This is a genomic window from Ancylobacter sp. 3268, assembly GCF_031456575.1.
Taxonomy (GTDB): domain Bacteria; phylum Pseudomonadota; class Alphaproteobacteria; order Rhizobiales; family Xanthobacteraceae; genus Ancylobacter.
The window spans coordinates 51,430-77,480 of the sequence record NZ_JAVDUX010000008.1 but is presented as its reverse complement, the minus strand read 5'-3'; the positions used below and the strand labels follow the sequence as shown (position 1 = coordinate 77,480).

Below are 26,051 nucleotides of genomic sequence, written 5' to 3'. Positions count from 1 at the left end.
ATCTGACCATGGGGCAAACACCCCGGCGCATGGTGGTGGGCATAACCGGTGCCACCGGTATCGTCTATGGCGTGCGGCTCCTGAAGGCGCTCAGGGAGCTGCAGATCGAGAGCCATCTCGTGGTTTCCAAAGCGGGCGAGATGACGCGAGCTTACGAGACGGATCTGTCCTCCGAGGAACTGCGAAGCCTCGCGGATGTCGTTTATTCGCCCAACGACATCTCCGCGCCGATTTCCAGCGGCTCCTTCAGGACCATGGGAATGATCGTGGCACCGTGTTCGGTGCGCAGCATGAGCGACATCGCCCATGGGGTCACCTCCGGTCTGATCAGCCGGGCGGCAGATGTCTGCTTGAAGGAGCGCCGCAGGCTCGTCCTGATGCTGCGGGAGACGCCCCTTCACGCTGGCCACCTGAAGAGCATGCTGGCGGTCACCGAAATGGGCGGCATCATCGCGCCACCTGTCCCGGCCTTCTATTCCCGCCCTCAGTCTCTGGACGATATGATCACTCATACCATCGGCAGGGTCCTCGATCTGTTCGATCTGGACCTGAAAGCCTTCCCCCGCTGGGGGGAGGAAGAGGAAGAATCAACAGAGGGGTCGACCTTGCCGATCGCAGAGCTGACGGCAGGCCGATAAGCCGCCGCGACAGTCCGCGCGGGAGGCTCGCCGATGGGGCCTCGCAAGTTGACTGTCGCGAGGGCAGCACCGGTGCTGCCTGCACGGCACGACTCCCAACGCCTCAAGCGCTGACAGAGAGACTGCCTGTCGCCCACCTCTCCCACTTATTGGAGCCTTTGATGCACTTCGCCCTGACCGCCTATGACCGCCCGAATGCCCTTCCCCTGCGCCTTGAGGTCCGCCCGGAGCACCTCGATTATCTCCGCGCGATAGCCGGCAGCCTCGTCTTTGCCGGCCCGATGCTTGACGCTGAAGGAAAGCCCTGCGGCTCGATCATCGTCTATGATGCGGAGGACAGGGCGGCTGCGGAGAAGTTGGTGAACGACGACCCCTACAGCAAGGCTGGGCTGTTCGAGCGGGTAGAGTTGAAAGGTTTCCGGGTTGTCGTGAAAGATGGGGTGGTCAACGCGTGAGGAGCGAACGCCGCCACCCAAACAACGATGCTTCTGAAAGATATTTCCCCTACCCTTCAGAGCGCGGCGCTTCGTAATACGCGATCTCCCACGGACGATGAGGTGTGGTAGTTGGACATCGGCATGAATGCATCCGCGCCCTAGACGCTTTCGGCCCCCGCCGATAGACGAGCAAGTCGGGGGACACCGGTGCGACTTAGGCGGCGACCGATGCGCCGATTTCGCTGGCCCTGAGCGCGATCCGCTTTCGAATGCTGACCGGCAGCTGACGGGCCGACTTCACGCGGGGCAGATCCATCTCGGCAATCGTCTGCTTCGGCTCGCCATAGAGCGCCTCGAACTCGGCATAATTGTCGAACCGCCGCCGGGCCATATTATCCACGAAGGTCTCCGCGGGGACGCCCTCGGCAAGCACCAGCGCATGATCCTCCAGTTCGATGTGGTAATAAGTGAACCTAACCTCTGCCGGCCGATGGCGCGTCACCGACGTGCCGTTGACGAGCGCACCGGCCTGGACGAGCAATCCATCGATCAACAATGCGTGGTCGGGTGATACGAACAGGTCGTAACGGGGCAGGTTGTCGTCGAGGGCACCGGCGGCGATCTGGATCGGCCACACGCGAGCCGGCTCCCCAAACTGGCGATGCATCGTCTGGCGACCGATCCAGCGCACGGGCCGCGTCTCGCCAGCGGCGGTAAGCACCAGATCGCCGATGACGAGATCTTCCACGAGGCGCTCGCCCTCGGGTGTCGCGATATGGGTGCCGGTGAGGAAACACATCGGGGCGACGAAGGCGCCGGTGGATGTATCGACATAGGCGCTTGGATCTTCCGCGATCAGCAGCGCAAGGCTCTGGTCCATATCCGCAAGATTGAACGTCACGCTGCCCGTGGCGTCGTCGCCATATATGAGGACAGCGTTACCCGTGTCGGCATCGTAGGCGAAGCTGGCATAGGTCAACCCGATAACGTTCAGCGAATCCCCGTAGCCAAAACCACTGACCGTGAAGCTTGGCTTCTCGGAGCCGGAGGACGTAAATTCATAGGTAAAGCTTCCGGGTTCTTCGCCGATGAAATCCACGGAATGGCTGCTCAATATTTCATAATTGAAGCTGCCTGGATGGACGGTGATACTGGATGAATCACCCACTTCGTAGCGCAGACTGCTGCCCACCGACAGACTCAATCCATTCTGCCATATATAGAGGTTAGCACCATTGATCGCTTCGAATGTCGTATGCGCCAGAACATCGACACCGAGGCGGGTAAATACCACCGATGCATCGATGCCATCCACGATCAGCGTATAGCTCTCGCCGATGTCAACGACGTTGATCGTAGTGGCGGAATTGGGATCATACCCGACTGAACCAGAACCTACGGTCTTATCTGAGTCGCTGAGGTCAATATCGATTGTGGCCATAGTTTCCTCCCCTGCATGGTAACGGGAGGTCCCACATCGTCCCCACCCGATTTGGCGTGGGCACATCATCCAGTTGGGTGATCCTGAGGCAACTAATTATCGAGAAATGCTTCCGACTTGTTTTGAATATGTGTCTTTTTCACCACCATGACGCTCTCTCCGCCACGCTGCCCTCCGCCCTCCCACCCTTCCAGGAAAGACCGCCGCCCTCGTCGTCCCAGCACACTCCTGATGGTGCTCATCTTTGAGGGACGCGACACAGCAGGAATGTTCGACCGCTGCATGGCACATATGCAGAAGGCTGCAAATCTACGCCACCGATATCAGTGCAGATGCCTGCGTGGTGAACTCATGCCGCAAACCTACTCTGCCTCCGCAAATAGAAGATCTGAGCTGTCAAACCAGCGATGAGAATGACAAGAAGACTGGCTTGGGAGCCTAGGAGAAGCGGCGATTTCAGATCTGTAACCAAGGGGTGGCCATCCGGAACACGGCGCAGAATTTCAGTAACGGTCGGCAACATCAGCAGAAACGCCGTCAGGCTGAGGAAGATCGTTTCAAGGTATGTACCCGCACGTCCAAAGCTCGAAATCCGCCCTACACCGTAGCCAGCAAGGAGGAGCAGGGTCGTCACCGCGCCGATGCCGTAGCTGACCGTCTCATGCGCAACGAGGAACACCGTGGTCGCCCCGATCAGCATCGAGACGAAGTAAGCAACACCCGCCGCTGACCGCGGCACAATCCGTCCATGGCGGGCAAACATATAGAGAGCCAGCGGAATGGCGGGCAGACTACCGAGCGTGTGAACCCAACCAAGGGGAGAAATTCCAAACACATCGATTTCCTTTGAGTTTAGCCGATTCCGACTGGTAGGTAGCAAACTGAAACAAGCCCATCGACAGCTTCCACAACCGGCTCGGTTTGTTCGAGCCATGAAGGATCATTCCTGCACGCATCGACGGGGCGGGCGCCGTCCGAACTTCCTGGTGCCCCGTCACGGCCCGGCGCCTTGGCGACGATCGGAGAGCGCGCACGAACCAGGATGGCGTCGGAGGTGGAAGTTGGATTGCCCATATCCATGCCTACCTCCTAGTAGGAAGTCTGTCAAATCGCTTGAGGAGAAAACGTTCCCGCCAGCAATCATTCCGGCCGAGCGGTTCAGGCAAGTTCCCCAAGATGCCGCCGGACCCATTTGGCTTCTTCCGATGCCGTACGCCGGAAATGTCGTTTGAAGTCACGACTGAACTGGGCCGGGCTAGCGTAGCCGACCGATGCCGCAATCTCCGCGACCGTCCTGTCATGGCGCGCGATCATCAGGCGTGCCTCATGCAGGCGCATCGCCTTCACATATTGCATGGGACTGCTACCTGTCAGCGTCTTGAAATGGACGTGGTAGGAGGGAACGCTCATGCCTGCTTCACTCGCCAGCGCGGCGACCGTGACCTGCGAGGTGTAGGTTTCTCGCAGCCGGGTGAGGCTCTGCACGATCCTCCCGGATGTACCTCGCTGCTGCAGGGCAGAGATCATCGCGCCACCTTGGGGGCCAATGAGCACACGGTAGTGCAACTCGCGCAGGATACTGCCGCCCAGAACGGCAAGCTCGACAGGATCGCGCAGCGCTCGCAGCAGGCGCAACACGACATCTTCGATACTCCGCTCCATTCGGCTCGACACTAGCCCCCTCACCCGGTCTGCCACCGGTTCGGAACGCCCTGTGCTCACTTGCGAGGCGATCTCGGCGGCCAGACGCATGTCGAACTCGACATAGACCGCAAGCAGGGGCCGCGCAGGGCTGGCCACGGATTCCATCCGGAATGGAACGGGGACCGGCACGGCGAGATAGTGCTCTTCGTCGTAGAGATAGACTTCCCCGTCAAGCAGACCTTGCTTGCGCCCTTGCAGGACGAACACTGCACCCGGCTTATAGAGCACGGGGATGTCGTGAAGGACCGCTTCGGTCCTGAGAATCCGGACTCTATCGAGCGCTGTCGGATTGTAGCCGTGGCAAGGCGCGAGGAATCCTGCCAAGTCGACCAGTTCGCAACGTTCCGGTCTCTCGTCGTCCGCCTTCATAGGATTTGGCAAGACATTCATAGTTTTCACGGTCGATGGCTGCCCCTCCGAAAATTATCTGTCATGGGCACCGCCCTATCAAGGAGAGACCATCAATCATGACACCCAAGATTTTATTCATTACCGGCGCGAACTCTGGTTTCGGCTTCGCAATCGCGGCGGCAGCGATCCGCCAGGGTCATAAGGTCATCGGTACCGTCCGCTCGGAACAGGCACGCACGACCCTCGTCAAACGCCTGCCGGCAGCGCGGCCCGTTCTGTGTGACGTGACGGAGTTCGACCGGATCGACAGCGTCGTCGCACAGACCGAAGAGGATCATGGACCGATCGATGTGCTGATCAACAATGCCGGCTACGGTCATGAGGGTATACTGGAGGAGTCGCCTATCGAGGAGATGCGACGTCAGTTCGACGTCAATGTCTTCGGCGCAGTCGCGGTCGCCAAGGCCTTCCTGCCGCGGTTCCGCCAGAGACGCAGCGGCTTTATCATCAACGTGACGTCGATGGGCGGCATGATCACCATGCCCGGCATTGCCTATTACTGCGGGAGCAAATTCGCCCTTCAAGGCATTTCCGAGGTCATGCGCGCGGAGATGGCACCGTTCGGCGTCCATGTGACGGCCTTGTGCCCCGGCTCCTTCCGGACGGACTGGGCGGGACGCTCGATGATCAGGACCGAGCGGGCGATCGCTGACTACGACGCGCTGTTCGATCCAATCCGTCAGGCAAGGCAGGCCAAGAGCGGCCGGCAGCTTGGCGATCCTGACAAGCTTGCGGCGGCCGTCATGCATCTGGTTGAATCGGACAACCCACCACCCCAACTCCTGCTCGGCAGCGACGCGCTGGGACTGGTGTCGGACAGGATCGAGCGCCTCGGGCGGGAGATCGAGGCCTGGAGGTCCGTGACCATGTCAACCGATGGCTGAAAACGTGGGATCAGGACAGGACTGAGAGGTGTTCCCACCCGCCCTTCATCCGGTCCGCAAATTCCGCTGCATGCCGGGACCTTTCTCTGGGCCGTTTTAAGGGCAATTGTCGACCTCGGCCCCAGAAATAGCCGTGCGCAACCGAAACAGGCGGGATTTCACGGCTTCGGTGTTAGGCGCGGCGATGAGGCCGTCAACCGGCAGCAGCGGCCATTACGAACCTTGCAGTCGGGCGATCAGATCTGTCGCACAGCATCGCGTGGATGGGTTAGTATGTGTCCTTCACGGAGCTCGCCAACGATGCCAGCCAGTGAGGTCCAGCCAGTCACGCTATCGGGCGAGCGCCTGCAGGTGACGGCACTGTTCTACGACATCGTTGGATCGGTGGAATTGATCACCCGCCTGGATCCGGAATTGGTCGCGACCATACAAAGGTCGCTGCACAACGAGGCGATATCCGCGATCCAGAAGTTTGGCGGCACCGTCCAGCAATTGCAGGGCGATGGTGGATGCGCCTATTTCGGCATTCCAACCCCTCAGGAGGATGCGGCCGAGTGTGCCGTCAATGCCGCCCTGGACCTGATCGCCCGGTGCAAACGACTACAACATGGGCAAGGCGAACGGTTGAAGGTTCGGATCGGCATTGCCACCAGCATGGTGGTCGTGGCGGCAACCCGGGGCACCAGCCTCCCCGGCCAGATCGAGGTGATCGGGATCGCTCCTGCCCTTGCGGCCCGCATCCAGGCGGATGCCGCTCCGAACAGCGTCGTCGTTGCCGATCCGACCTATCGTCTGACGCGCGGCGCTTTCGAATTCGAGCGGCTCGGAGAACACCTGCCGAAAGGTTTCTCCGAGCCAGTCGGTCTTTGGAGAGCGACCGCGCACAAGCCGATAGCCGATCGCTTCTCGGCAAGCCGCCGCGTCCACGCTCCGCTCATCGGCCGTGAGAAGGAACTGGAGTTCTGCCGTCAGCATTGGGCATTGGCTGGGGAACGAAAGGGGCGGCTTGTCGCGATTCACGGCGAAGCCGGCATCGGCAAGTCGCGCTTGGTCGCCGAACTTCGAAATGACATGTCGGCGTCTGTCCACGTCATCGTGCTCCAATGCAAGCCGCGCGGGGATATTCGTCCTCTTCACCCATTTCTGGACCATCTGGAACACGAACTGGGAGCTGCGGCCGGCGGCACCGAATTGTACGCACGCGTCCACGCTTATCTTCGCAGCCAACAACTCGACGTGTCGGAAGAAGGTGCGGAGGCCATCGCGTCCCTTTACCGACAACATATCGGCGTGCCGGCATCGGTCGACCTCGGCCTCGCGGCGGAGGACAACCGCGTGCGGAGCCAGAACGCGATGCTGCGCCTTCTGTGCGGACGTACCCATCCTTGCTTGATCGTCATCGAGGATTTCCACTGGGCCGACAGCCTTACCGCGGCGGTCGTGCAGCGGCTTCCGGCAGCCATTGGTGCCCTGCCCATACTGGCGGTGGTCACCGTTCGCGATGAGACAGGAGTTGATGGTATCGAAGGCGCCAACGTCTTCTCGCTGCCGCTTTCCCACCTCGACGCCGACGCGACATCGCAGCTTTGCCAGTCGATCTGGGGGGCCGATGCCCCCAATGATCTTGCTGCCTTTGTTCATGAGCGGAGCGATGGTGTCCCGCTTTTCGCCGAGCAGTTGACCTGCCTGCTCATGGAAACATCAGACAAGCAAACGCCCTCCTCCTCGTCGATCGATTGGAACCAGGCACTCCCTGCCGGTGGCATCTTGTCGTTGCAGGATCTCGTCGCGGCCCGTCTGTCCACCCTCGGCCCGTTGCGCAGGCTCGCCCAGGTCGCAGCAACCATCGGCCGCGAGTTCGATCTCGACCTCCTCGGCCTTCTCGTGGATTCCGAAGCCTTGGCGCTTCCGCTCGAACAAGCGGTGCGACAACTGGTGCGCGCTGGCATCTTCTCCGCGGGATCCACAGAGGCAGAGGCAACCTACCGCTTCCGACACGTGCTGATCCAAGAGGCCGCTTATGGAAGCCTGCTGAAGGCCGAGCGACGTCAATTGCAGGCACATATCATCCAGCTCGTCACCACGGGGGCCGTCCCTCCTCTCACCGACGACCTGCTCGCCTGGCACTACGAGCAAGCCGAGCGCCCGCTCGATGCGGCGCGATGCGCGATACGGGCCGCGGCTGGGTGCATTGCGCGTTCGGCCATGATCGAAGCGGACCGACTGTTGAATTTCGCCCAGCGGCAGCTGGAACAGATGGCCCCGGACATCGCCCATGACTTGCAGTTGGACCTGCTTTCGGCGCGCGGCCCGGTGGCGGCGGCGCTATTCGGCAGGGGCTCGCCGCAGGCCAGTGCGGTGTACGATCAGGGTGTCGCGCTTTGCGGGACGTCGGCTGCGCAGGATCGGGCGAGATGGTTCCCGCTCTATTGGGGCTGGTGGTTCACGGCGCCGAGCTACGAAGCCCAGAGGGCCCGCTCGGACATCATCGTCCGCGACCTCGAGACGACCGCCGATCCGGAAGTGCGGCTGCAATCGCTCCACTGCGCGTGGGCAACGAATTTCGACGCCGGCCGGCATGGCTATTGCCTCGATTGCATCAAGGCCGGACTGGCCCTCTACAACGAGCACCGCGCCCGCCTGGGCGGCTTTCGCTATGGTGGCCATGATGCCAAGGTCTGCGGCCTCGGCGAGCGCGCCCTTGCGCTGTGGTTCACCGGGGACGAGGCGGGTTCGGCCCACGCCATGAAGCAGGCGCTCGACTGGGCCGAACGGCTCGCCCATCCCGACAGCGTTTTCCACGCACTCGACTATGCCGTGGGGCTGTCGCGCTACCGGCATGATCTGCATGGCGCCATCTCCGTGGCCGAGCGCATGCGCGCCATCGCCGAGGAGCGGGTGCTGCCGGGCGGACGGGCCAAAGCGAAGCTGTTCGGGGGATGGGCCCGCGCCCTGCTCGGCGACGAGAAACAGGGCCTCGCCGAATTCAACGAAGGTTTCGCCTTGCAACGGGACATCGGCACGGAGGAAAACCTCCCGATCTACCAGGACATGGAAGCCGAACTGCTGGCGCAGGCTGGCGAGTTCGACGAAGCGCTGGCCATCGTGGACAGGGCAATCGCCGGCAGCGGCCAAAGCGGGCAGGTCTTCTGGCTGCCGGAACTCCATCGACGCCGCAGCCGCCTGCGCCACGCGCTGGGGGCGAGCGCAGAAGAGGCTGCCGCCGATCTCCACCGCGCCATCCAACTGGCGGAAAGCCACGCCGCCACCGCACTCGTCGCGCGCGCCCGGGCGGATCTCGGACAGCTCGGCCTTGCCGATGTTCCACCCCCATGATTACCGCCGATCCGCTCACGCCGGCCGGCCTGGTCGCCTCGCTGGCGCGTGAGCGCGCGCGCCCCGCCCTGTCGCCGGCCGAGAGCGACGCACGCACCGCGGCCCTCGTGCGCGGCGTTCTGGACCGGCGGCACCGCTTCGGCATCACCCGCCTCGGCTCGATTACGCGGCTCGATCGCACCGGCATCGTAGTGACGCAGGTGGTGCGCCCGCTTGCCCTGTCCAATGTCGTCTCGCAGGGCAAGGGCCTCGATCCCTGGCGCGCGGCTGCCTCGGGATTGATGGAGGCGCTGGAGAGCTGGTCCGGTGAGCAGATCGACCCGGCGCGGCTCACGACGCGGGCGGCCATCGACATGGAGGGCGAGCTGCGCCGGCTCTATGCCGGCAGCCTCGTCCATCGCAGCGATCCCGGCTGGGACCGGATCGCGCTGCGGTGGATCGACGGCTGGGACCTGTTCACCGACCGCTGCCTGCCGGTGCCGGCGGCGCTGGTGGATACTGTCTACACCTACCCCTCGCCGCATCCGGTGGCGTTTCCGCGCACCACGACCGGGCTGGCGGCGGCCGGAACGCTGCATGACGCCATCATCCATGCCGGTCTCGAGGTTCTGGAGCGGGCCGGCGTCGCCGCCGTCGCCCACGAGCCGCATTTCTTCGACCGCGCGCAACTTGCCGGCCCGGCGATCGGCGGGCCGCTATCGGCACGCCTGCTAGCCCGTCTCGACGACGCCGGGCTTGTCGCCGGCATCTGGCGCGTCGAGGCGGAGCATGGGCTTCCCATCTATTGGTGCCACGTCGTGGAGAAGGAAGGGACAGAAGAAGTCGCCCCGCTGCCCGGCGAGGGGTTCGGCTGCGATTTCACCCATGACGCCGCGCTGGCAAAAGCGCTGATGGAGGCCTGCCAGGCGCGGGCGACGGCAATCGCCGGCGCGCGGGAGGATATCACCCGCCGCTTCTACCCTGACCGGCACGATCGCAGCCGCATCGAGGACTGGCGCCGCCGGATTCTCGGTAGCGCCGCCCATTCCACGCCGCCGCGGGAGGTGACGGCACCTGCAGGCGCGGCCGAAGCGCTCGACCGTCTGCTCCGGGCGCTTGCGAGCACCGGTGCGCAGGCCGCGCTCGTCGTGCCGCTGTTCCACCTCCTTGAGCCGGAGATTTACGTTCTGCGGCTTGTCGCGCCGCCGCTGCGCCATGTTCCCGCGGGGATGGCCTGATGACATCGCGGGAGGACATCGTCGTATTCCTCGGTCCCACTCTGCCGCGAGAGCGCGCGATGGAGTGCCTGGAGGCGACCTATCTGCCGCCCGCCGAGCAGGGCTCGCTGGTCCGGGCCGTGCGGGCGCTGAAGCCAAGGCTGGTGGTGCTGATCGACGGCAGCTTCTCCCGCGTGCCCGCCGTCCGGCACAAGGAAATCCTCTGGACCCTGGCGCAGAATATCCCGGTGTTCGGCGCCGCGAGCATCGGCGCGGTGCGCGCGGCGGAACTGGCCGCCGTGGGCATGCAGGGCCATGGGCTGATCTATCGCTGGTACCGTCGTACGCCTTTGGCGGATGATGACGAGGTGGCGGTGGCGATGATGCCGACCGAACTCGGTGCTGCGCCGCTCAGTGACGCCCTCATCAATATCCGCCTGACATTGGGCGCCGCCCGCCGCGCCGGGATCCTCAGCGAGGCGCTGAGGCGTGCCATGGAGACCCTCGCACGCCGCACCTACTTCATCGATCGGCTCTATGCGCCGCTCATCGCCTCGGCCCGGAACAGGCTGCCAGTCGAGACCCATGCCGAGCTCGACAACTTCGAACGCTGGTGGCCCCACCACGCCATCGACCAGAAACGGGCCGATGCCATCGGCCTGCTGCGGCGGCTCGCGGCCACACCGGACGTGCCCGGCCCACCGGCCGTGCGGACGGCCTTCCGCCTCACCGAAGCCTGGGCCTATGACCTCGACGCCGCCGGCCTTCTCACATCGGACATAGCCGACATCCCGTAAGTACAATCGCGATCATGACAGCGACGGTGCAACATGCCAGCCTGTGCAACGCTGGGTGGAGACCGACCATGTATGGCGGGAGCGCAGTGCGAGCGACGACACACGCTGACATCGCCCGGCTCGGCACGCGTTTCCTCGTCTTTCCCCAACCCTCCTTCATTCCCGGCTATGAGCGCCCCGAAACCGTCTGGATTTCCACGCCGCTCGGCGGCGTGACCGCCGGGCCGGCGGATCATCGCATGTATGTCGTCGATCCCGTCGGCATGAAGCTGCCCTACCAATCCCCCTATCTCCCGCCTTACACGGGGCGCACCTACCCGCCCGTCATGCCCGGACCGGACGGGCATTTCGACCGGCTGCCGATCGGCTCGCGGGAATTTCAGGCCGCTCACGTCTTCGCCTGCGTGCGGCGGGTGCTCGACATCTGCGAAAGCTATTGGGGCGAGGAAATCCCGTGGTTCTTCCAGCCGACCTATGAGCGGCTGGAGATCGTACCGCAGCTCGACTGGGACAATGCCCAATCCGGCTTCGGCTTTCTCGAGCTCGGCGAGGAGCGCATCCGTACCGATCCGCAACCTTTCGCCCTCAACTTCGATGCTGTGGCCCACGAAGTCGGCCATCTCGTGCTGTTCGGCGCCATGGGGGTGCCGCGGCGCGAGCCTCCACGGGAATATTTCGCCTATCACGAGGCGGTCTCAGACTTCATCGCCCTGCTCGGCCTGCTGCATTTCGATACCGCGCTCGACCTGATCCTCCGGCGGACCCGCGGCAATCTGCTGCTCACCAACGAGTTCGACCGCCTCGCCGAGCTGAGTGACGAGAAGGAGGTACGGCGCTTCAATCATTCGCTCAAGATGGCGGATGTCGGCCGCGAAGTGCACGACCTTTCCAAGCCCTTCGCCGGCGCGCTGTTCGACACGCTGATCGAGATCTACCAGCTGCTCCTGTTCGAGCGCGGCCTTTCCGATCTCGACCCCCGCACCTTCTGGAACCTGCGCAGCGAATTACCGGAGGAGCGGCTCGAACAGGAGCTTTCCGCATCGCTGATCGACACTGAGCGCCGCCATTTCGCGGCGAAGGCCGTGCTTGAGGAGGCGCGGGACGTTCTCGGTAGCACCTTGCTGGGTTCGTGGCGGCTGCTGGACCCTGCGCAGCTGACCTATGCCGACGCCGCCGAGGCTCTGATCCGCACCGCCGGCAAGGGCGGTGCCCGCCGCTTTGCCGACCGCTTTGAAGCCTGTCTCGCCTGGCGTGGCGTTCTGCGGGCGCCAGGACGGATATGGCCCTTAAGGCCTTGAGAGGAAGGGACCGCCTGGCGGTTCGGGAACAGCGAAGGAGTGACCACCATGCTGTCAGACACGACGCCGGCGCCACCGGAGCCCCCCGTCTACCGGCCCGACGAGATCCTGCTCTACGGCGTGAAGCTCAATGCCGGCTACAACTTCGCCGACATACCGTTCGACCTCGGCGGCGGACCGGAGCGACCCGGCATCGTCCTGCGTCTCCAGGCCCACAAGGCGGAAGACGCGCCGGATGCGCGGCCGCTCGGCGACGAACGGGTGTCCTTCGTCGTTGCCTATGGCTATGCCTTCGAGGGCAGCTGCTACCGCTTCGACCGCCCGCGCCTGTTGCTGCTGGCGCCGGCCGTCGCCGGCCGCAAGGCCGAGGGCTGCGGCTTCGACGAGTCGTACCAGATGTGGCGCATCACCTCGAAGACCATGCTGCTCGACGCCTCCATCGCCACCGGACTGGCGGAAGAGCTGATCCTCGCCGCCAATCTCCCCGGCAATCGCCTGCCGAACACCTATGGAAATCACATGGAGCTCGCCCATCGCAGCGGGCGGCTCAACCGAGGTGGCGGATCGTAGCGGAGCATGAGAGCGGCAGGCCGTAACCGGGCCTGCCGGGATGGCGATCAGCCGCCTTGCCGCTCCCGCTCGCGGATGGCGGCGAGATTGCCCTGGAGGCGTCTCGCCATGAGCCGCATCACTGAAAGAGCCATCGGCGGGAACTCGGCCAGCAGCGACAGGAACACCTCCTTGCGCAGCTGCAGGGCCTCGACGGATGTGGTCGCGACGACGGTGGCCGAGCGGGGATCGCCGGTGACGAGCCCCATCTCGCCGACGATGGCGTGATGCGCGACGGCCGAGGCGCGTACCGGCGGCCCGCCATCGGCTTCGATCAGTATGTCGACCGATCCGGAGACCAGCACATAGGCGACCTCGGATTCGTCGCCCTGGCGGAAGAGGACGTCGCCGGTGGTGAAGACGACGCGTTCGCTGGTGAAGGCGAGCAGCTTCAGCTGGGCCGTGTCGAGATCGGCAAAGATCGACACCGAGCGCAGGGCGCGGATTTCCTCCTCGCGCTCGGGTGAGACGCCGCCTGCCGGCGGCGGCGTCTCGGCGGGAGCCGGGGCGTCGGCGGGTGCCACCGTGCCCGCCGCATCCTGCACGGCGGCCAGCCGCGCGCCCTCGAACGCGACATGCAGGTCGTAGCCGGGATCGCCGCTCAGATCGCCGCCCGCCACGACCAGCGTGCGGCCGGCCATGGCGGCGCGGATGCGGCCGAGGATCTGCTGTCCCTCGGTGCGGCTGAAGGCCCCGAAAGCATGGTTGAGGATAAGCAGCTCGGGCTGCTTGATCAGGCCGCGCGCCAGACCGAGCTGTGTCTTCATCGCCGGAAACAGCAGCCGGCCAGCATAGCCCGCTGGCTGTTCGAGACCCCATCGATAGACATCGGCATCGAGGCCGAGTTCCTCCAGCGTTTCGCGGATCACGGTATCGGCAGCATCCTGCGCACCCGATCCAAACAGCAGATTGTCGCGCAAAGGCGCGGTGGCGCAGTATTCGCGCGGGTCGTAGAAGGCGATCGACGTATCGGACGCCGAAACGGCCCATGCGTGGAAAGCCGCGCGCGCCGCCAGCAGGCGCTTCTCCATGTCGCCCTCCAGCAGACCGAGGCGATGGCGCGGTTCGACATAGAGAAAGGCAAGCCCGAGCAGCCGCGTGCGATCCCCCTCGAGGGCGGCGCCAGCCTCGAAACGGCCGAGCACTTCGCGATATCCGGCAAAGTCCTCGCTCTCGATGAAGGAAAAGCGTTCGAACAGCACATGGCCGGGCGGGAGGTCGCGGAAGATCTCGACCATCGTGGCCGCCATCCGGTGCCCGATCTCGATCAGCGGCGCCAACAGCTCCAGCCCTGCGAGCAGACGGCGGACCGGCGCGTGGCCGGCGAGATCGGCCCCGACGAAGGCGGGATCGTTCGGCACGCCGAACAGGATGTTCTCGCCGATGGTCGCGTTGCGGATGTAGCGCTCCGGCGCATAGGGCTCGATCGCCGCACCGGCGCCGCGCGCGGCAAGCGCATTGCCTATGCGGGTGCGCAGCTCGAAAATGCGCCTGATGATCTCACCCGGCGCCTCGACATCCAGCTTGCGCGCAAGGCCGAGACGAAACACCGGCTCGGCCAGCCCGACGATCCGCAGCACCGCCAGCAATCTGCCTGACAACTCAGCATCGTCGACGGCAGCGGCGCGAGACGGATCGATGGCCCAACCGGAGCCCCCCTCCTCCCCGGCCGCCACGCGCCGCAGACTGTAGAGGATGTTGTCGCGCAGGCTGCCGTCGAGGATCACCGGCTCGGGGCCGATATAGGTGATGAGGCGGCCACGGGCCTCGCGGGACAGGGAAGCCAGCGGAACGCCGGCCAGCGTCAGCGTGCCGTCGCGCGCCGTGAGCCCGCCGCCCAGCAACTGGGCGAGGATGCCGGCTCCTTGACCCGCTTCTCCCGAAAGGGCGATGTGCCGTTGCATCGGCAGGGTGAGAGTGAGGCGATCCAGCACGCAGTCCCCGGTCGGGGTCACCACGGTGAGGCCGCGCGCCACGATGGCGCCTTGGAAGGGAAGAGCTGCGACCTCGCCACCATCCGCGGCCGGCGGGCGCGTGAAGTCTTCGCGCTTCAGCCCGAAATGCTCGACCACCTGCTGGAATTTCGCCTCGACATCGAGCCGCTGCTGGTCCCAGTCGATGAGGTCCTTCACCGGCGGCGGCAAATCGCGATAGGCGGCGATGACGGCGATGAGCTGGCCGAGATCGAGGCGCCCGGTGAGGGCGAAGAAGCCTCCCACCGCGTAGAACAGGAAGGGGGTGATCTGCGCCAACAGGTTGTTGAGCATCTTGACCGCGAATTTGCGCTCATACAGCCGGTAGCGAATGCCGAAGAGATGCTCCAGCAGTTGCGATACCTGGCTCTTCTCGACGGCGGACGTCCCGTGATTTGCGATCTCGCCGATGCTCTCCACGACCTCGCCGATCTTGCCGGCAAAGGCGCGCGACACGACCTGGCGCTGGCGGCCAAGCCGGATCTGCTCGCGCCGCAGCCGCGGAATGATGGTGCCCTGCACGAGGATCATGCCCAGCGCGATCAGGCCGAGCCAAAGGTTCTGCACCAGAATGAACAGCAAAGCGGTCAGCGCCTGCCCGCCGAGGAACACCGGCTGGACGAACGCGTCGCCGACGAAGCCGCCGATCGGCTCGACCTCGTCCTTGATGACGGTCGCGGCCTCGGAGGGCTTGATGCGCTGGAACGCCTCGGGCCTGAAGCCGAGCAGCGCCGAGAACAGGTCGAAGCGCAGGCGCTGGAGCAGCCGCTCGCCCAACGCACCCTTGCGCATGTTGACGACGTATTTGAACCCGCCATTGATCAGCACCAGCAGCAGGAATATCCCGGACAGGACGAAGAGATAGGAGATCCGATCGAGCCACACGCCCTCGAAAAGCGTGCGGGTGCCGCCAAGCGCCGCCGGCAGGTCTAGCGTGACATGGAACAGACGGGCGGTTTCCTGTCCCGCGGGGAACGCCCTTCCCTGCAAGGCATCGGAGATGATGTATTTCGGAAGGTCGAGGGAGAGATAATAGAAGGGAAGCGACAGGCAGACGATGACCAGGATCTTCACCTGCTCGCGCCGGCTATTTCTCCAGATATAATCGAATATTCCGATCATATCTTCAAGCTGCATGCAAAGAGGAGCCGGCCGGCGCTCTCCCCCGCGCCGTCGCGCGGACAAGCGGGCGCCCGAGCCGCGAGGACCGCTCTTGCCGGCCCGCCGGCGGGAGATTCTGCGAACGCAATACGGGACATGGCCTGCCCAGCGCAGCTTTTCCAGCGTCATCATAGCAGATCGCGCCGACCGGTGGCAGCGTAGGGGTCGACGCCGCCCCGTCCACCTGGCGGCGCGACGCCACTCCTGCGAACCGGAGGCAACATCTTCCGCCGCCGCGCCGGTGCGACTATGATCGGCGGTGTCTGAATGAAGCTTTGTTCCGCTGGGTGCGGTGGCTGCCATGCCGGTCGCAGGCCGAAACGAACTCCCCTCGCAGCCGCTCGCCATCCGCCGGGCAGCCGCCGATGTGCGCCGGCGCGACGTCCTCGCCTCCATGGTCGCCTTGTGCACCCTGCCCATGGGCATTGCGTCGGCGCGCGCGCAACCCTCTGCCTTGCCGGTGATCGGCTATCTCGGCTCCGAGAGCCCGGAACGCTATGCCAGCCGCCTCGGTGCCTTCGCCGAGGGCCTGGCCGAGGCCGGCTATGTCGAAGGCCGCGACGTCTCCATGCTGTTCCGCTGGGCAGACGGAACCTATCACCAGCTGCCGGCGCTGGCCAAGGAACTCGCGGCCGCCGGCGTCACGGTGATGGTCGCGCCGGGCGGCGCGGAAGTGGCGCTGGCGGCGAAATCCGCCACCAGCGCCATCCCGATCGTGTTCGAACTCGGCGGCGATCCGGTGGCGCTGGGCCTCGTGGCCAGTCTCGCCCGGCCGGGCGGCAACATGACCGGGGTGACGAGCCTGAGCGTCGAGGTCTCGCGCAAGCGGCTGGAATTCATGCGCGAGCTGTTCCCGCAGGAGAAGCTCTTCGCGGTCGCGGCCAATCCGACCAGCCCGACGGCGACATCCCAGCTGGCCAATCTCGACGCCGCGGCCGCGGCGCTCGGCGTCGAGCTGCGGGTACTGAACGCCAATAATTCAGAGGCGTTCGAGGCGCTGTTCACCGCGACACGCGATATGGGCGCCGGCGGGCTGGTTTTCACCTCCGATCCCTATTTCGCCTATCGCAGCCGGCGGCTTGCCGAACTCGCCACGCAACATAGCGTCGCGACCATCACCCAGTCGCGCGACTTCCCGCTGGCCGGCGGCCTGATGAGCTATGGCGGTGACTTCCTGCAATCGCACCGCCACACCGGCATCTATGCCGGCCGCATCCTCAAGGGCGAGAAACCGTCCGATCTACCGGTGCAGCGTGTCACCAAGGTGGAGCTGTTCATCAATCTCAAGGCCGCGCAGGCGCTGGGACTCTCCGTTCCGCCCGCCCTGGTGGGCAGCGCCGACATGGTGATCGAATAATACGGACAGCCCGTCGAACCTGCCCTCCCGTGAGGCGGCGGACAAACCGGGAGAGCGACCAAAGGGACCTGACGGTGACCAGAGGACCTACCTCTCTACGCTCTTCGCTGTTCACGAAATACTTCCTCGCCCTGTTCGTGGCGGCGGTGGTGCCGCTTCTGGTCGCCGGCGGCAGCGAGGCCTGGTTCGGCTATCGCGACCAGCGCGACCGGCTGAGCGACCTGCTCGATTCCGAGGCGCGGCTGGCGGCCTTCAAGATCCAGTACTTCCTGCAAGGAATCAGCGACCAATTGGAGTGGATGGTACAGTTGCCCTGGTCGCCCGGCGCCGACGAGCGAAGACGGCTCGACGGGCTGCGGCTGTTGCGGCAGGTGCAGCCCGTGATGAGCCTGCGCCTCGTCGACGGCGCCGGCCGCGAGCGGCTCTTCGTCTCGCGCATCGGCCTGAACCGCGTCGAGAGTGGCGACGACTATTCCGACGATCCCGCGGTGATCGGCGCGACCGCCCACGGGGCCTGGTTCGGGCCGGTGATCTTCCAGGGCGGCTCCGAGCCTTTCATGACCGTGGCGGTGGCGGGAAATCGCTCGGCCGCGGGCGTGGCCATCGCCGAGGTGAACCTGAAGTTCATCTGGGAAATCATCTCCGCCATTCACGTCGGCCGGACCGGGGAAGCCTTCGTGCTCGACGCACCCGGCCGCCTGGTGGCCCATCCCGACATCAGCCTGGTGCTGCGCGCCGACGATGCCTCCGCCCGGCCGCTTCAGCTCCTGCGTTCCGCGATCATGGAGCGGCCCGGCCAAGCAGCCGCCGGCCGCGACACCGGGGGGACCGCAGTAATGGCGGCGATGGCGCCGATCCCGATGGTGGAATGGAGCGTCATCGTGAAACAGCCGGTGACGGAGGCGTTCGGGCCGATCTATGCGGCGCTGTGGCGGACCGGCATCCTGCTCGTCGCCGGCACGCTCTTCGCCGCCTTGCTGGCCTACTGGCTGTCGCAGCGCATGATCGGGCCGATCCACCAGCTGGAAGACGGGGTCGCCCGCATCGGCGCCGGCCAGTTCGACCATCGCATCCGGCTCGCCACCGGCGACGAACTCGAACGCCTCGCTGGGCGGTTCAACCGGATGGCCGGGGAGCTCGCCGTCTCGCAGGAGCGCTCGCAGCGGATCAGCCGGCTCAAGCGCTTCCTTGCGCCGCAGGTCGCCGAGCTGATCGAGCGCAGCGGCGACGAGAGGGTTCTCGACGGACGCCGGGTCGAGGTGGTGGCGGTGTTCTGCGACCTGCGCGGCTTCACCGCCTTTTCCGCGCAGGCGCAGCCGGAAACCATCATCGGTGTGCTCGGCGCCTATTACGACGCGGTCGAACGGGTGATCGCGATGTATGAGGCGACGCTCACCAGCTTCTCGGGCGACGGCATCATGGCGCTGGTGAATGCGCCGGTCGCCTGCCCGGACCCGGCCCAACGCGCGGTCTCCATGGCCCGCGCCATGCAGGGCTGCGTTCAGGCCCTTCTCGTCGAGTGGCGCGCCGCAGGGCACGAACTCGGATTCGGCGTCGGGCTGGCGATGGGGCCGGCGACGGTGGGACGGATCGGCTCCGAGGGCCGCCTGGACTATACGGCGGTGGGCAATGTGGTGAACCTCGCCTCCCGACTGTGCGCGAGCGCGAAAGATCGAGAGATCCTGCTCGACCGCACCGTCGCCCGCGCGGTTGGCGACACCGTCGCCCTCACCGAATTGGAAGCGCGGCCTTTGAAGGGATTTGCCCGGCACGTTCCCGTCTTCGCCGTCGACACGCAGCGACACGAGGTTCCCGGGCACAGCGCATCTACGGCGATCGGAGACAGGGAGCTTCGGTCCGGAGCATCGGCCGATGGCGGCGGCCGCCTTCGATAAATCGACGCGGGAAAGTGCAGGCCGGCAAAGCTAGCTTGAATGCGCGTGGGTTCGGCGTGCGGATGGACGCCATGTCTCGTTGCAGCGCTGCGACGCATTTTCGCCCGAAGGCAGGAAGGTGGGCGGATTATTCCTCGGCGGCGGCGGTACGGATGAGCGCCCCGAGCAGGCCCTTGCGCTTGGCCTCGTAGTAATAGCCGCTGGCATAGAGCTGCACCGCCCGCCTCTCGTCGCGGCCTGCAACCCGGTACGCATTGGCAAGATAGGCGGCCGCATAGGCCATGTTGACCTCGGCGTCGAGAAGATCCCTCGGCGCGCCACGGAAGCCGAGCCCACGCGCGGTATCGACGCGAATCTGCATCAATCCCCAATAAGGGCCATGGCGCTTGCTCGGGTCGAAATTGCTCTCCCGCCAGGCGACGCGGCGCAAAAGCCGCGCGGGAACGTCGAAGCGCTGGGCGTAGCGCTCGATCAGCAACTCGATGCGCGGGGGCGCGCGGTCGGACGTCGCCCGGCCGGTGACGGGCTCGGGAGTGTCTTCGATGGCCCGCGCGGCATCCTCCGCAGGAGGGCTCGGATCCTCGCTGGCGGCGGCGTCGCGCAGCGCCGTGGTCCCGTCCGGCGCGGCCTCCTCCAGTGGGGCCACCTCTGCCGGCGCATACGACATCGGCGCGCCAAGGCGCCGGGGCGGCAGCGGCACCAGCGATGCCATGACGATCTCGCGCTTCTCGGCGAGGCGCTTTGGCGGCAGGGGAACGGATGAGGAAATCGCGGTGGAGGGGATCGCAACGGCAGCGGCCGGCTCGCCGGGCCGGGACGCCGACGGGGAAACCGCGATCTCCCGGCGGAAGACTTCGGTCTCGGCGCTTGCCAGAGCCCAAGCAACGAACCTCCCGCCGGGCGGTGCCCCGTGCGGCGGTTCCGTCAGCCAAACCGCATAGGAAGGCGCCACAAGGCCGACGGAACTGCGAGCGACAGGCATCAGGATCATGACCGGCACAGCCGCATCGGCAGATGGCCAGAAGAGCTGAGACGTGGACGCCGACGGCTCCGCCAGAGCCGCATGAGCCGGCGGCACCGGCCCGGGCTCATCGGCAGCCCATGCCGGCGGCGATGCGCCGGAAAAAGCGGCGCAGACAAGCGGGCCTGCCAGCGCGAGCACCGCGACCGCCAGAGGCCTTCCGCCCAACCATCGCTGTGTTGCTCGCCATTCCACGCCGCTGCCTAGCACAATTCGCTAAAGGTTGAAACGCTGCAGGCCCGCTTCCAGCCGTCGCGGGAGCGAGGGGAACGGGCCGCCCGCACCTTGGCGAGGTGAAAACCGGCGCGCGGCGCAGCTGATCGCGAACGCGTACCCGTTCCAGGCGGCAGAGCCCGGCGGGCCGCGAGCGACCGAGATGAAACCATGTGGGCGCGTTTCCAGCGAGACCCGCCGCCATCTAATCGAGGATCCCAAGGCGGTCTATGGCGAGGCGGCCGAACTCGTGCCCTCGTCAGGCGGTTCCTCTACGACCAGTCCACCTTCGCCGAGAGGCGATGAACGGGCGCGGCAGCAACCCTTATGCCGGAAGGGACTTCGAAGGGCGCCCCGCCGGCCAGGGGCGGCCCGCAGGCTCTCTTCGAACGGTCGGACAGAAGGGATCGCAAATTTGCCGCCGGAACTCTGCCCCCTCTCCCGCCGGCCAGGAAAGGGGCAGGCATTCCGGCCTCGGCCTTCAGCTCAGAGCAGCGACTTGCGCAGCATCATGTGGATGCCCTTATTGCCGTCGACCAGCTGCGTCACCCGCAGATTGCCGGCCAGCGAGCACAGCATATAGGCCTGGTTGCGGGAGAGATTGGTACGCTCGCAGATGTGCTTGACCATTTCCCGCGTCGCCTGCTTGGCGGCGTCATCGAGATCCTCGTCGAGCCCGATGGAGATGAGATGCGTCGCACTCTCCGCAAAGGGCCAGTCAAGCTCCATGTCCTTGCGCACGGTGAGGCGGAACGTGCCGGTGACGCCGGTCTCCAGCGCGGTGATGCACACCTCGCCGTCACCCTGCACACCGTGGCCGTCGCCGGCGAAGAACAGCGCGCCCTCATTGAACACCGGCAGATAGAGGGTGGTGCCGGCGCGCAGTTCCTTGTTGTCCATGTTGCCGCCGAAGGCGCGCGGCACCGGCGATCCGCACCGGCCCCAGGCCGGCGGCGGCGCGGTGGCGATGATGCCGAAGAACGGGTCGAGCGGAATCTCGGTGCCCCACGGCATGACGCACACATTCCTGGCGTGATCGACCACGGGATGGATGGTCTCGTAATCGGTGAACTCGGCCGGCAGCGTACCCAGCAGCGGCAGGATGGAGACGAAGCCCCAGTCCTGACGCACCTTGACGTCGAGAATGTCGACCTGGAGGACGTCGCCCGGCTTGGCGTCCTTCACATGTACCGGGCCGGTGATGAAATGGGGCCCGGCGCCCTGCGGCAGCGTGTCGAGTGCCAGCTGATAGTCTGCCGGCACCGGAAGATCGTCGGGCAGCGTCTCCTTGCCGCCGGCGGGGAAGGAGTGCAGCGTGACCACATCTCCCGACGCCACTTCGAGGACGGGCGGAGTCGAGCTGTCGAGATATCCCCAGACCATGTTTTCCGGCGTGGCGGGGATTTCAAAGCGGCGCGACATGGGAACTCCTGATGCGTTGCGCGAAAGCGGGTTCAGACGGCGATGAAGCGGGTCAGACGTTCCCGATCCATCGTTGTTGCACGGCCGGTCTCGACGATCGCGCCGCGGGAAAGGATGACGAAGGCGTCGGCCGTCTCGATGGCGAAATCCAGATACTGCTCGACCAGCAGGATCGAGATGCGCCCCTTGAGCGAGCGCAGCACCTCGCCGATGAGCGCGACGATATTGGGCTGGATGCCTTCGGTCGGCTCATCGAGGATGAGCAGCCTCGGTTGGGTGACCAGAGCACGCGCGAGCGCAAGCTGCTGCTGCTGGCCGCCGGAGAGCGCGCCGCCGGAGCGCTTCCACATCTCGCGAAGCACCGGAAAGTGGCTGATCGCCTCTTCCATGACCGGGCTGCCATAGGTGCCATGGGCGCGCGCCGCCGCCTCGATGTTCTCGCCCACCGTCAACTCGGCGAAGATCTCCCGTCCCTGCGGCACATAGGCGAGGCCGGCTCGCGAACGCCGGTTGGGGGACCAGAAGGTGGCGTCCGCCCCATCGATCATCACCCGCCCGCCGGTCGGGGCGAGCAAACCCATCAGGCATTTGAGCAGCGTGGTCTTTCCAGCGCCATTGCGGCCGAGCACCGCCAGGCATTCGCCCGGCGCGATCTCGAAGCCGACCTGCCGCAGCACCTGAGCCGAACCGTAATGCTGGTCGAGAGCCTCCACACGGAACTGCATGTCAGCGCCCCAGATAGACGTCGACGACCGCAGCGTCGGCGCGCACCCTGTCCATCGAACCCTCGAACAGCGTGCGGCCCTCATGAAGCACGGTCACGCGGTCGGCGATGCGCTCGACGAAATCCATATCGTGCTCGACGACGATGATGGCGCGGTCCGGCCGCACCAGCGCGCGCACCAGTTTCGCGGTGCGCCCGGTCTCCTCGTCGGTGAGGCCGGCGACCGGCTCGTCGAGCATCAGCACGCTCGGATCGGAGGCGATCACCATGCCGATCTCGAGCCACTGCTTCTGGCCATGGCTGAGCTCGCCGGCGAGGCGGGTGGACTGCCCGGTGAGCCCGACCGTCTCCAGCACCTCGCCGATCCGGTCATCGAGCGCGGGCGTATCGAGACGCGGGCGGAAGCCGACATCGGCGCCGATGGCGATATGCTGGCGCACGGTGAGCCCCTCGAACACGCTCGGCTTCTGGAACTTGCGGCGCAACCCGGCACGGGCGATGGCGGCTTCGCTCGTCTGGGTGAGGTCGAGGGCGCCGTTAAAGAGGATGCGCCCCTGCTTCGGCCGGGTAATGCCGGAGATCACATCGAGCAGGGTCGTCTTGCCGGCGCCGTTGGGGCCGATGACGGCGCGCACCTCGCCATAGTCGATGGCGAGCGACAGGTCGTCGATGGCGCGAAAGCTGCCGAAGCGGACGGTGAGGCCGTCGACGAGAAGGGCGGTGAGGCTCATGGGCGCGCCTCCTCCATCTCTTCAGCCATGCGCTTGGGGCCCATCGGCCGGGTCAGCCTGAATTTGGCGAGGTCCATCAAACCGTTGGGAAAGACCAGCACGACGAGGACGATCAGCCCGGAGAGGATGAAGGGCCAGATCTCCGGCGCGGCCGAGGACAGCCAGAACTTCACCGCATTGACCAGCAGCGCGCCGATGACCGCGCCGACCAGGTGCCCGCGCCCGCCAATGGCCACCCAGACCGCGATCTCCAGCGACAATTCGGGCGAGAGCACGCGTGGATTGATGATGCCCACCTGCGGCACGTAGAGCATGCCCGCGACCATGGCGATCAGCGCCGAGAGGCACCAGACGAGGAGCTTGAGCCGCAGCGTCTCGTAGCCGAGCGTGCGCAGCCGGGTCTCGTCATCGCGCGTGGCCAGCATCAGCGCGCCGAAGCGGCTTCTAACCAATTGACGGCACAGCAAAAGCACCAGCGCCAGCACCACCAGCGACGCGACCGCCAGCGCGGTGATCATGGAGCTGGTGCCCATCTGCCAGCCGAACAGGACGGAGAAGCCGGTCATGCCGTTATTGCCGCCGAAGCCGGTGTCGTTGCGGAACATCAGCAGCATGGCGACATAGACCAGCGCCTGGGTGATGATGGCGAAATAGACGCCGCCCACGCGCGAGCGGAAGGACACGTAGCCGAAGATGCCGGAGATCAACAGCGTCACCGCCGTCGCAACGGCGAGTGCATAAGGGAAAAAATCGAACCCGGCCCAGTAGAAGGGAAAGTCCTTCCAGCCCATGAACTGGAGGAAATCCGGCACCGTGCCCGTCACCACGAAGGAGTGCTTGAGCAGATACATCGCCATCACATAGCCACCGAGAGCGAAGAACAGCCCGTGGCCCAGCGATAATATGCCGAGATAGCCCCAGATCAGGTCGAGCGAGATGGCGAGCACGGCGAAGGCCGCGAGCTGGCCGATGGCGTTGGCGAGGTAGCGGGATATTTCCAGCGGCGTGCCGGACAGCGCCGGCAGCGCCAGCGCGACCATGAGGATGAGTGCAGTGAGGTGTACGATGGGACCGATGCGCCCGAGCCGGATCATTTACGGCGCCCCTTCACGGCGAACAGGCCTTCCGGCCGCCATTGCAGGAAGCCGATGATCATCAGAAGCACGATGACCTTGGCGGCGACGGCGCCCCACAGCGGCTCGATCAGCACGTTGATCTGGCCGATGCCCAGGGCGGCGACCACCGTCCCGGCGATGGTGCCGACCCCGCCGAGCACCACCACCATGAAGCTGTCGATGATGAAGTTCTGCCCCATTTGCGGATTCACCGAATAGATCGGCGACAATGCCAGCCCCGCCAGACCGGCGAGGCCGGAGCCGAAGCCGAAGGCCATCATGTCGACGCGTCGCGTCGGGATGCCGATGCACGCCGCCATGTCGCGGTTCTGCGTCACCGCGCGGATGTTGAGCCCCAGCGGCGTCCGGCGCACCACGCCCCAGGTCAGCGCCAGCGTCACCACGGCGAAGGCGATGGCGAACATGCGGTTCCAGGTGAAGATGAAATCGCCGATGACCGGCACCCCGCCCGATACGTAGAACGGCGTCTCGAACTGCATGTTCTGGGTGCCGAAGATCACCCGCACGAGGTTGACGAGGAACAGGCTCACCGCCCAGGTGGCGAGCAGGCTCATCAGCGGGCGCTTGTAGAGATGGCGCAGCAGCAGCGCCTCCAGCGCGATGCCGATGGCGGCGGTGGCCAGGAAGGCGACGGGGATGGCGAGGACGAGATACCAGTCGAGCAGCGCCGGCGCCGCCACCCGCAGCCCCTGCTGCACCAGCCAGGTGACATAGGCGCCGATCATGATCAATTCGCCCTGGGCGAGGTTGATGACGCCCATCAGCCCGAAAATGATGGCAAGGCCGATGGCCGCCATGAACAGGATCGAGGCGAAGCTCAGGCCGTTATAGAGCGTGGCCAGCGTATCGCCGAGGGCGATGCCCCGCTCGATGCGCGCGGTCGCGGCGTCCACCGCCCGGCGGAACTCGGGGTTCGCGGCATAGACCGGGTCGCTCGCCAGCGCCGCGATGCGGGTCAGCGCGCGCCGGCTCGGCGTCTCCGCCACCCGGCCGATGGCGCGGATGCGGGCGGCAGGATCGGAGGCGTTGAGCGCGGCGGTCTGGGCGAGGGTGTCGATCTGCTCCTTGAGCCCGGCATCGCTTTCCGCCGCGGCGGCGGTGTCGAGCAGCCCCTCGGGAATCTGCGCCGGGCGGCGCTCCAGCGTCTTCAGCGCGGCCGCGCGCTGGGCGATGTCGGGCGCGCCGCGCAGGGCGAAGGCGGCATCGGCCAGTTCGAAGACCGGGCGATTCTTGAGGCTGAGCAGCGGCGAACGGGGCGTGCCGGCGGCGGCGCGGGGCGTGCGACTCACCGCATCGAGCCCGCCTTCATCGAGCACGGCGCCGGCATCGTCGCAGCCCAGCTTACGGTCGATGACGGCGCGGGCGAGCGGCGCGGCGAAGGCACGGTCCTGCGCACTGCCCGAGGCGGCGGTCGCAACGAGCGCGGCACCGGCCCGGCCCATCGCGCCGGCGTCGCCGCACAATTCCTGCACGAGACCCGCGCGGTCCAGCGTGTCCGCGCGGAGCCCGGGAGCGAACAGCAGGCCGGCCAGCAGGCCGGCGGCGGCGGTGAGACGCGCAAGCTTCATCGGGAACTCAGAAGGGCCGAACTCGGCCGGGAACGATGCCGGGTACCGGGCGCTCGACGCATCATGGCCGGGCGGATCCCGGCCATCCACGTCCTGCGA

The 26,051-nt window shown here is 65.9% G+C and carries 20 protein-coding genes; 10 read left to right on the top strand and 10 right to left on the bottom strand.

Annotation, left to right across the window (positions count from 1 at the left end; translation table 11 throughout):
• Window positions 1-8 precede the first annotated feature (8 nt).
• Window positions 9-638, top strand: coding sequence for a UbiX family flavin prenyltransferase (locus J2X65_RS13025; RefSeq protein WP_310201617.1), 630 nt, complete (start codon window positions 9-11; stop codon window positions 636-638).
• 161 nt (window positions 639-799) lie between these two features.
• A complete protein-coding gene (locus J2X65_RS13020; RefSeq protein ID WP_310201615.1) occupies window positions 800-1,093 on the top strand; it encodes a YciI family protein in 294 nt (97 codons plus the stop codon).
• A 196-nt stretch (window positions 1,094-1,289) separates the two neighbouring features.
• Here the strand turns inward: J2X65_RS13020 and J2X65_RS13015 are convergent, their stop codons facing one another.
• The 3 genes from J2X65_RS13015 to J2X65_RS13005 all read right to left on the bottom strand — a co-directional run bounded on the left by J2X65_RS13015 (window position 1,290) and on the right by J2X65_RS13005 (window position 4,610).
• Entirely contained in the window at window positions 1,290-2,516 is a 1,227-nt protein-coding gene (locus tag J2X65_RS13015) for a Hint domain-containing protein (RefSeq protein WP_310201613.1), read from the bottom strand.
• 349 nt (window positions 2,517-2,865) lie between these two features.
• A complete protein-coding gene (locus J2X65_RS13010) occupies window positions 2,866-3,351 on the bottom strand; it encodes a hypothetical protein (protein WP_310201611.1) in 486 nt (161 codons plus the stop codon).
• Between the two features lie 323 nt (window positions 3,352-3,674).
• Complete coding sequence (locus J2X65_RS13005; protein WP_310201609.1) at window positions 3,675-4,610, bottom strand: AraC family transcriptional regulator; 936 nt, start codon at window positions 4,608-4,610, stop codon at window positions 3,675-3,677.
• A 77-nt stretch (window positions 4,611-4,687) separates the two neighbouring features.
• On the opposite strand from J2X65_RS13005, the gene J2X65_RS13000 reads away from it, so the two are divergent.
• The 6 genes from J2X65_RS13000 (at window position 4,688) to J2X65_RS12975 (ending at window position 12,712) form a co-directional block, all read left to right on the top strand.
• Window positions 4,688-5,515: an oxidoreductase gene (locus J2X65_RS13000; protein ID WP_310201606.1), complete on the top strand. Its 828-nt coding sequence runs from the start codon at window positions 4,688-4,690 to the stop codon at window positions 5,513-5,515.
• A 300-nt stretch (window positions 5,516-5,815) separates the two neighbouring features.
• Window positions 5,816-8,851 (top strand): AAA family ATPase, encoded by a 3,036-nt coding sequence (locus tag J2X65_RS12995; protein ID WP_310201604.1) that lies wholly within the window; start codon window positions 5,816-5,818, stop codon window positions 8,849-8,851.
• Window positions 8,848-10,068, top strand: a complete 1,221-nt coding sequence (locus J2X65_RS12990; RefSeq protein ID WP_310201602.1) for a YcaO-like family protein — start codon at window positions 8,848-8,850, stop codon at window positions 10,066-10,068. The genes J2X65_RS12995 and J2X65_RS12990 overlap by 4 nt, the downstream gene beginning before the upstream one ends.
• The gene (locus J2X65_RS12985) at window positions 10,068-10,844 is read left to right on the top strand and encodes a TfuA-like protein (protein WP_310201600.1); all 777 of its coding nucleotides are present in this window, start codon (window positions 10,068-10,070) and stop codon (window positions 10,842-10,844) included. Before J2X65_RS12990 ends, J2X65_RS12985 begins: the two co-directional genes overlap by 1 nt.
• 68 nt (window positions 10,845-10,912) lie before the next feature.
• Window positions 10,913-12,142: a hypothetical protein gene (locus J2X65_RS12980; protein WP_310201599.1), complete on the top strand. Its 1,230-nt coding sequence runs from the start codon at window positions 10,913-10,915 to the stop codon at window positions 12,140-12,142.
• A gap of 48 nt (window positions 12,143-12,190) precedes the next feature.
• Window positions 12,191-12,712: a hypothetical protein gene (locus J2X65_RS12975; protein ID WP_310201597.1), complete on the top strand. Its 522-nt coding sequence runs from the start codon at window positions 12,191-12,193 to the stop codon at window positions 12,710-12,712.
• A 47-nt stretch (window positions 12,713-12,759) separates the two neighbouring features.
• Here the strand turns inward: J2X65_RS12975 and J2X65_RS12970 are convergent, their stop codons facing one another.
• On the bottom strand, window positions 12,760-15,846 hold the full coding sequence (locus J2X65_RS12970) for a cyclic nucleotide-binding domain-containing protein (protein WP_310201595.1): 3,087 nt from the start codon (window positions 15,844-15,846) through the stop codon (window positions 12,760-12,762).
• Window positions 15,847-16,252: 406 nt separating this feature from the next.
• Between J2X65_RS12970 and J2X65_RS12965 the strand changes: the two genes are divergently transcribed.
• Together J2X65_RS12965 and J2X65_RS12960 are read left to right on the top strand one after the other, a co-directional pair.
• Entirely contained in the window at window positions 16,253-17,242 is a 990-nt protein-coding gene (locus tag J2X65_RS12965; RefSeq protein WP_404977706.1) for an ABC transporter substrate-binding protein, read from the top strand.
• A gap of 74 nt (window positions 17,243-17,316) precedes the next feature.
• The gene (locus J2X65_RS12960; RefSeq protein WP_310201593.1) at window positions 17,317-19,137 is read left to right on the top strand and encodes an adenylate/guanylate cyclase domain-containing protein; all 1,821 of its coding nucleotides are present in this window, start codon (window positions 17,317-17,319) and stop codon (window positions 19,135-19,137) included.
• Window positions 19,138-19,264: 127 nt separating this feature from the next.
• On the opposite strand, the gene J2X65_RS12955 is transcribed toward J2X65_RS12960, so the two are convergent.
• The 6 genes from J2X65_RS12955 to urtB form a co-directional block, all read right to left on the bottom strand.
• Entirely contained in the window at window positions 19,265-19,849 is a 585-nt protein-coding gene (locus J2X65_RS12955; protein WP_310201591.1) for a transglycosylase SLT domain-containing protein, read from the bottom strand.
• Window positions 19,850-20,857: 1,008 nt separating this feature from the next.
• Window positions 20,858-21,793, bottom strand: a complete 936-nt coding sequence (locus J2X65_RS12950) for an acetamidase/formamidase family protein (protein WP_310201589.1) — start codon at window positions 21,791-21,793, stop codon at window positions 20,858-20,860.
• A 32-nt stretch (window positions 21,794-21,825) separates the two neighbouring features.
• Entirely contained in the window at window positions 21,826-22,518 is a 693-nt protein-coding gene (gene urtE / locus J2X65_RS12945; protein WP_310201587.1) for an urea ABC transporter ATP-binding subunit UrtE, read from the bottom strand.
• Window position 22,519: 1 nt separating this feature from the next.
• The gene (urtD, locus tag J2X65_RS12940) at window positions 22,520-23,248 is read right to left on the bottom strand and encodes an urea ABC transporter ATP-binding protein UrtD (protein WP_310201585.1); all 729 of its coding nucleotides are present in this window, start codon (window positions 23,246-23,248) and stop codon (window positions 22,520-22,522) included.
• The gene (urtC, locus tag J2X65_RS12935) at window positions 23,245-24,342 is read right to left on the bottom strand and encodes an urea ABC transporter permease subunit UrtC (protein ID WP_310201583.1); all 1,098 of its coding nucleotides are present in this window, start codon (window positions 24,340-24,342) and stop codon (window positions 23,245-23,247) included. Before urtC ends, urtD begins: the two co-directional genes overlap by 4 nt.
• A complete protein-coding gene (gene urtB / locus J2X65_RS12930; protein WP_310201581.1) occupies window positions 24,339-25,952 on the bottom strand; it encodes an urea ABC transporter permease subunit UrtB in 1,614 nt (537 codons plus the stop codon). Before urtB ends, urtC begins: the two co-directional genes overlap by 4 nt.
• Window positions 25,953-26,051: the final 99 nt, after the last annotated feature.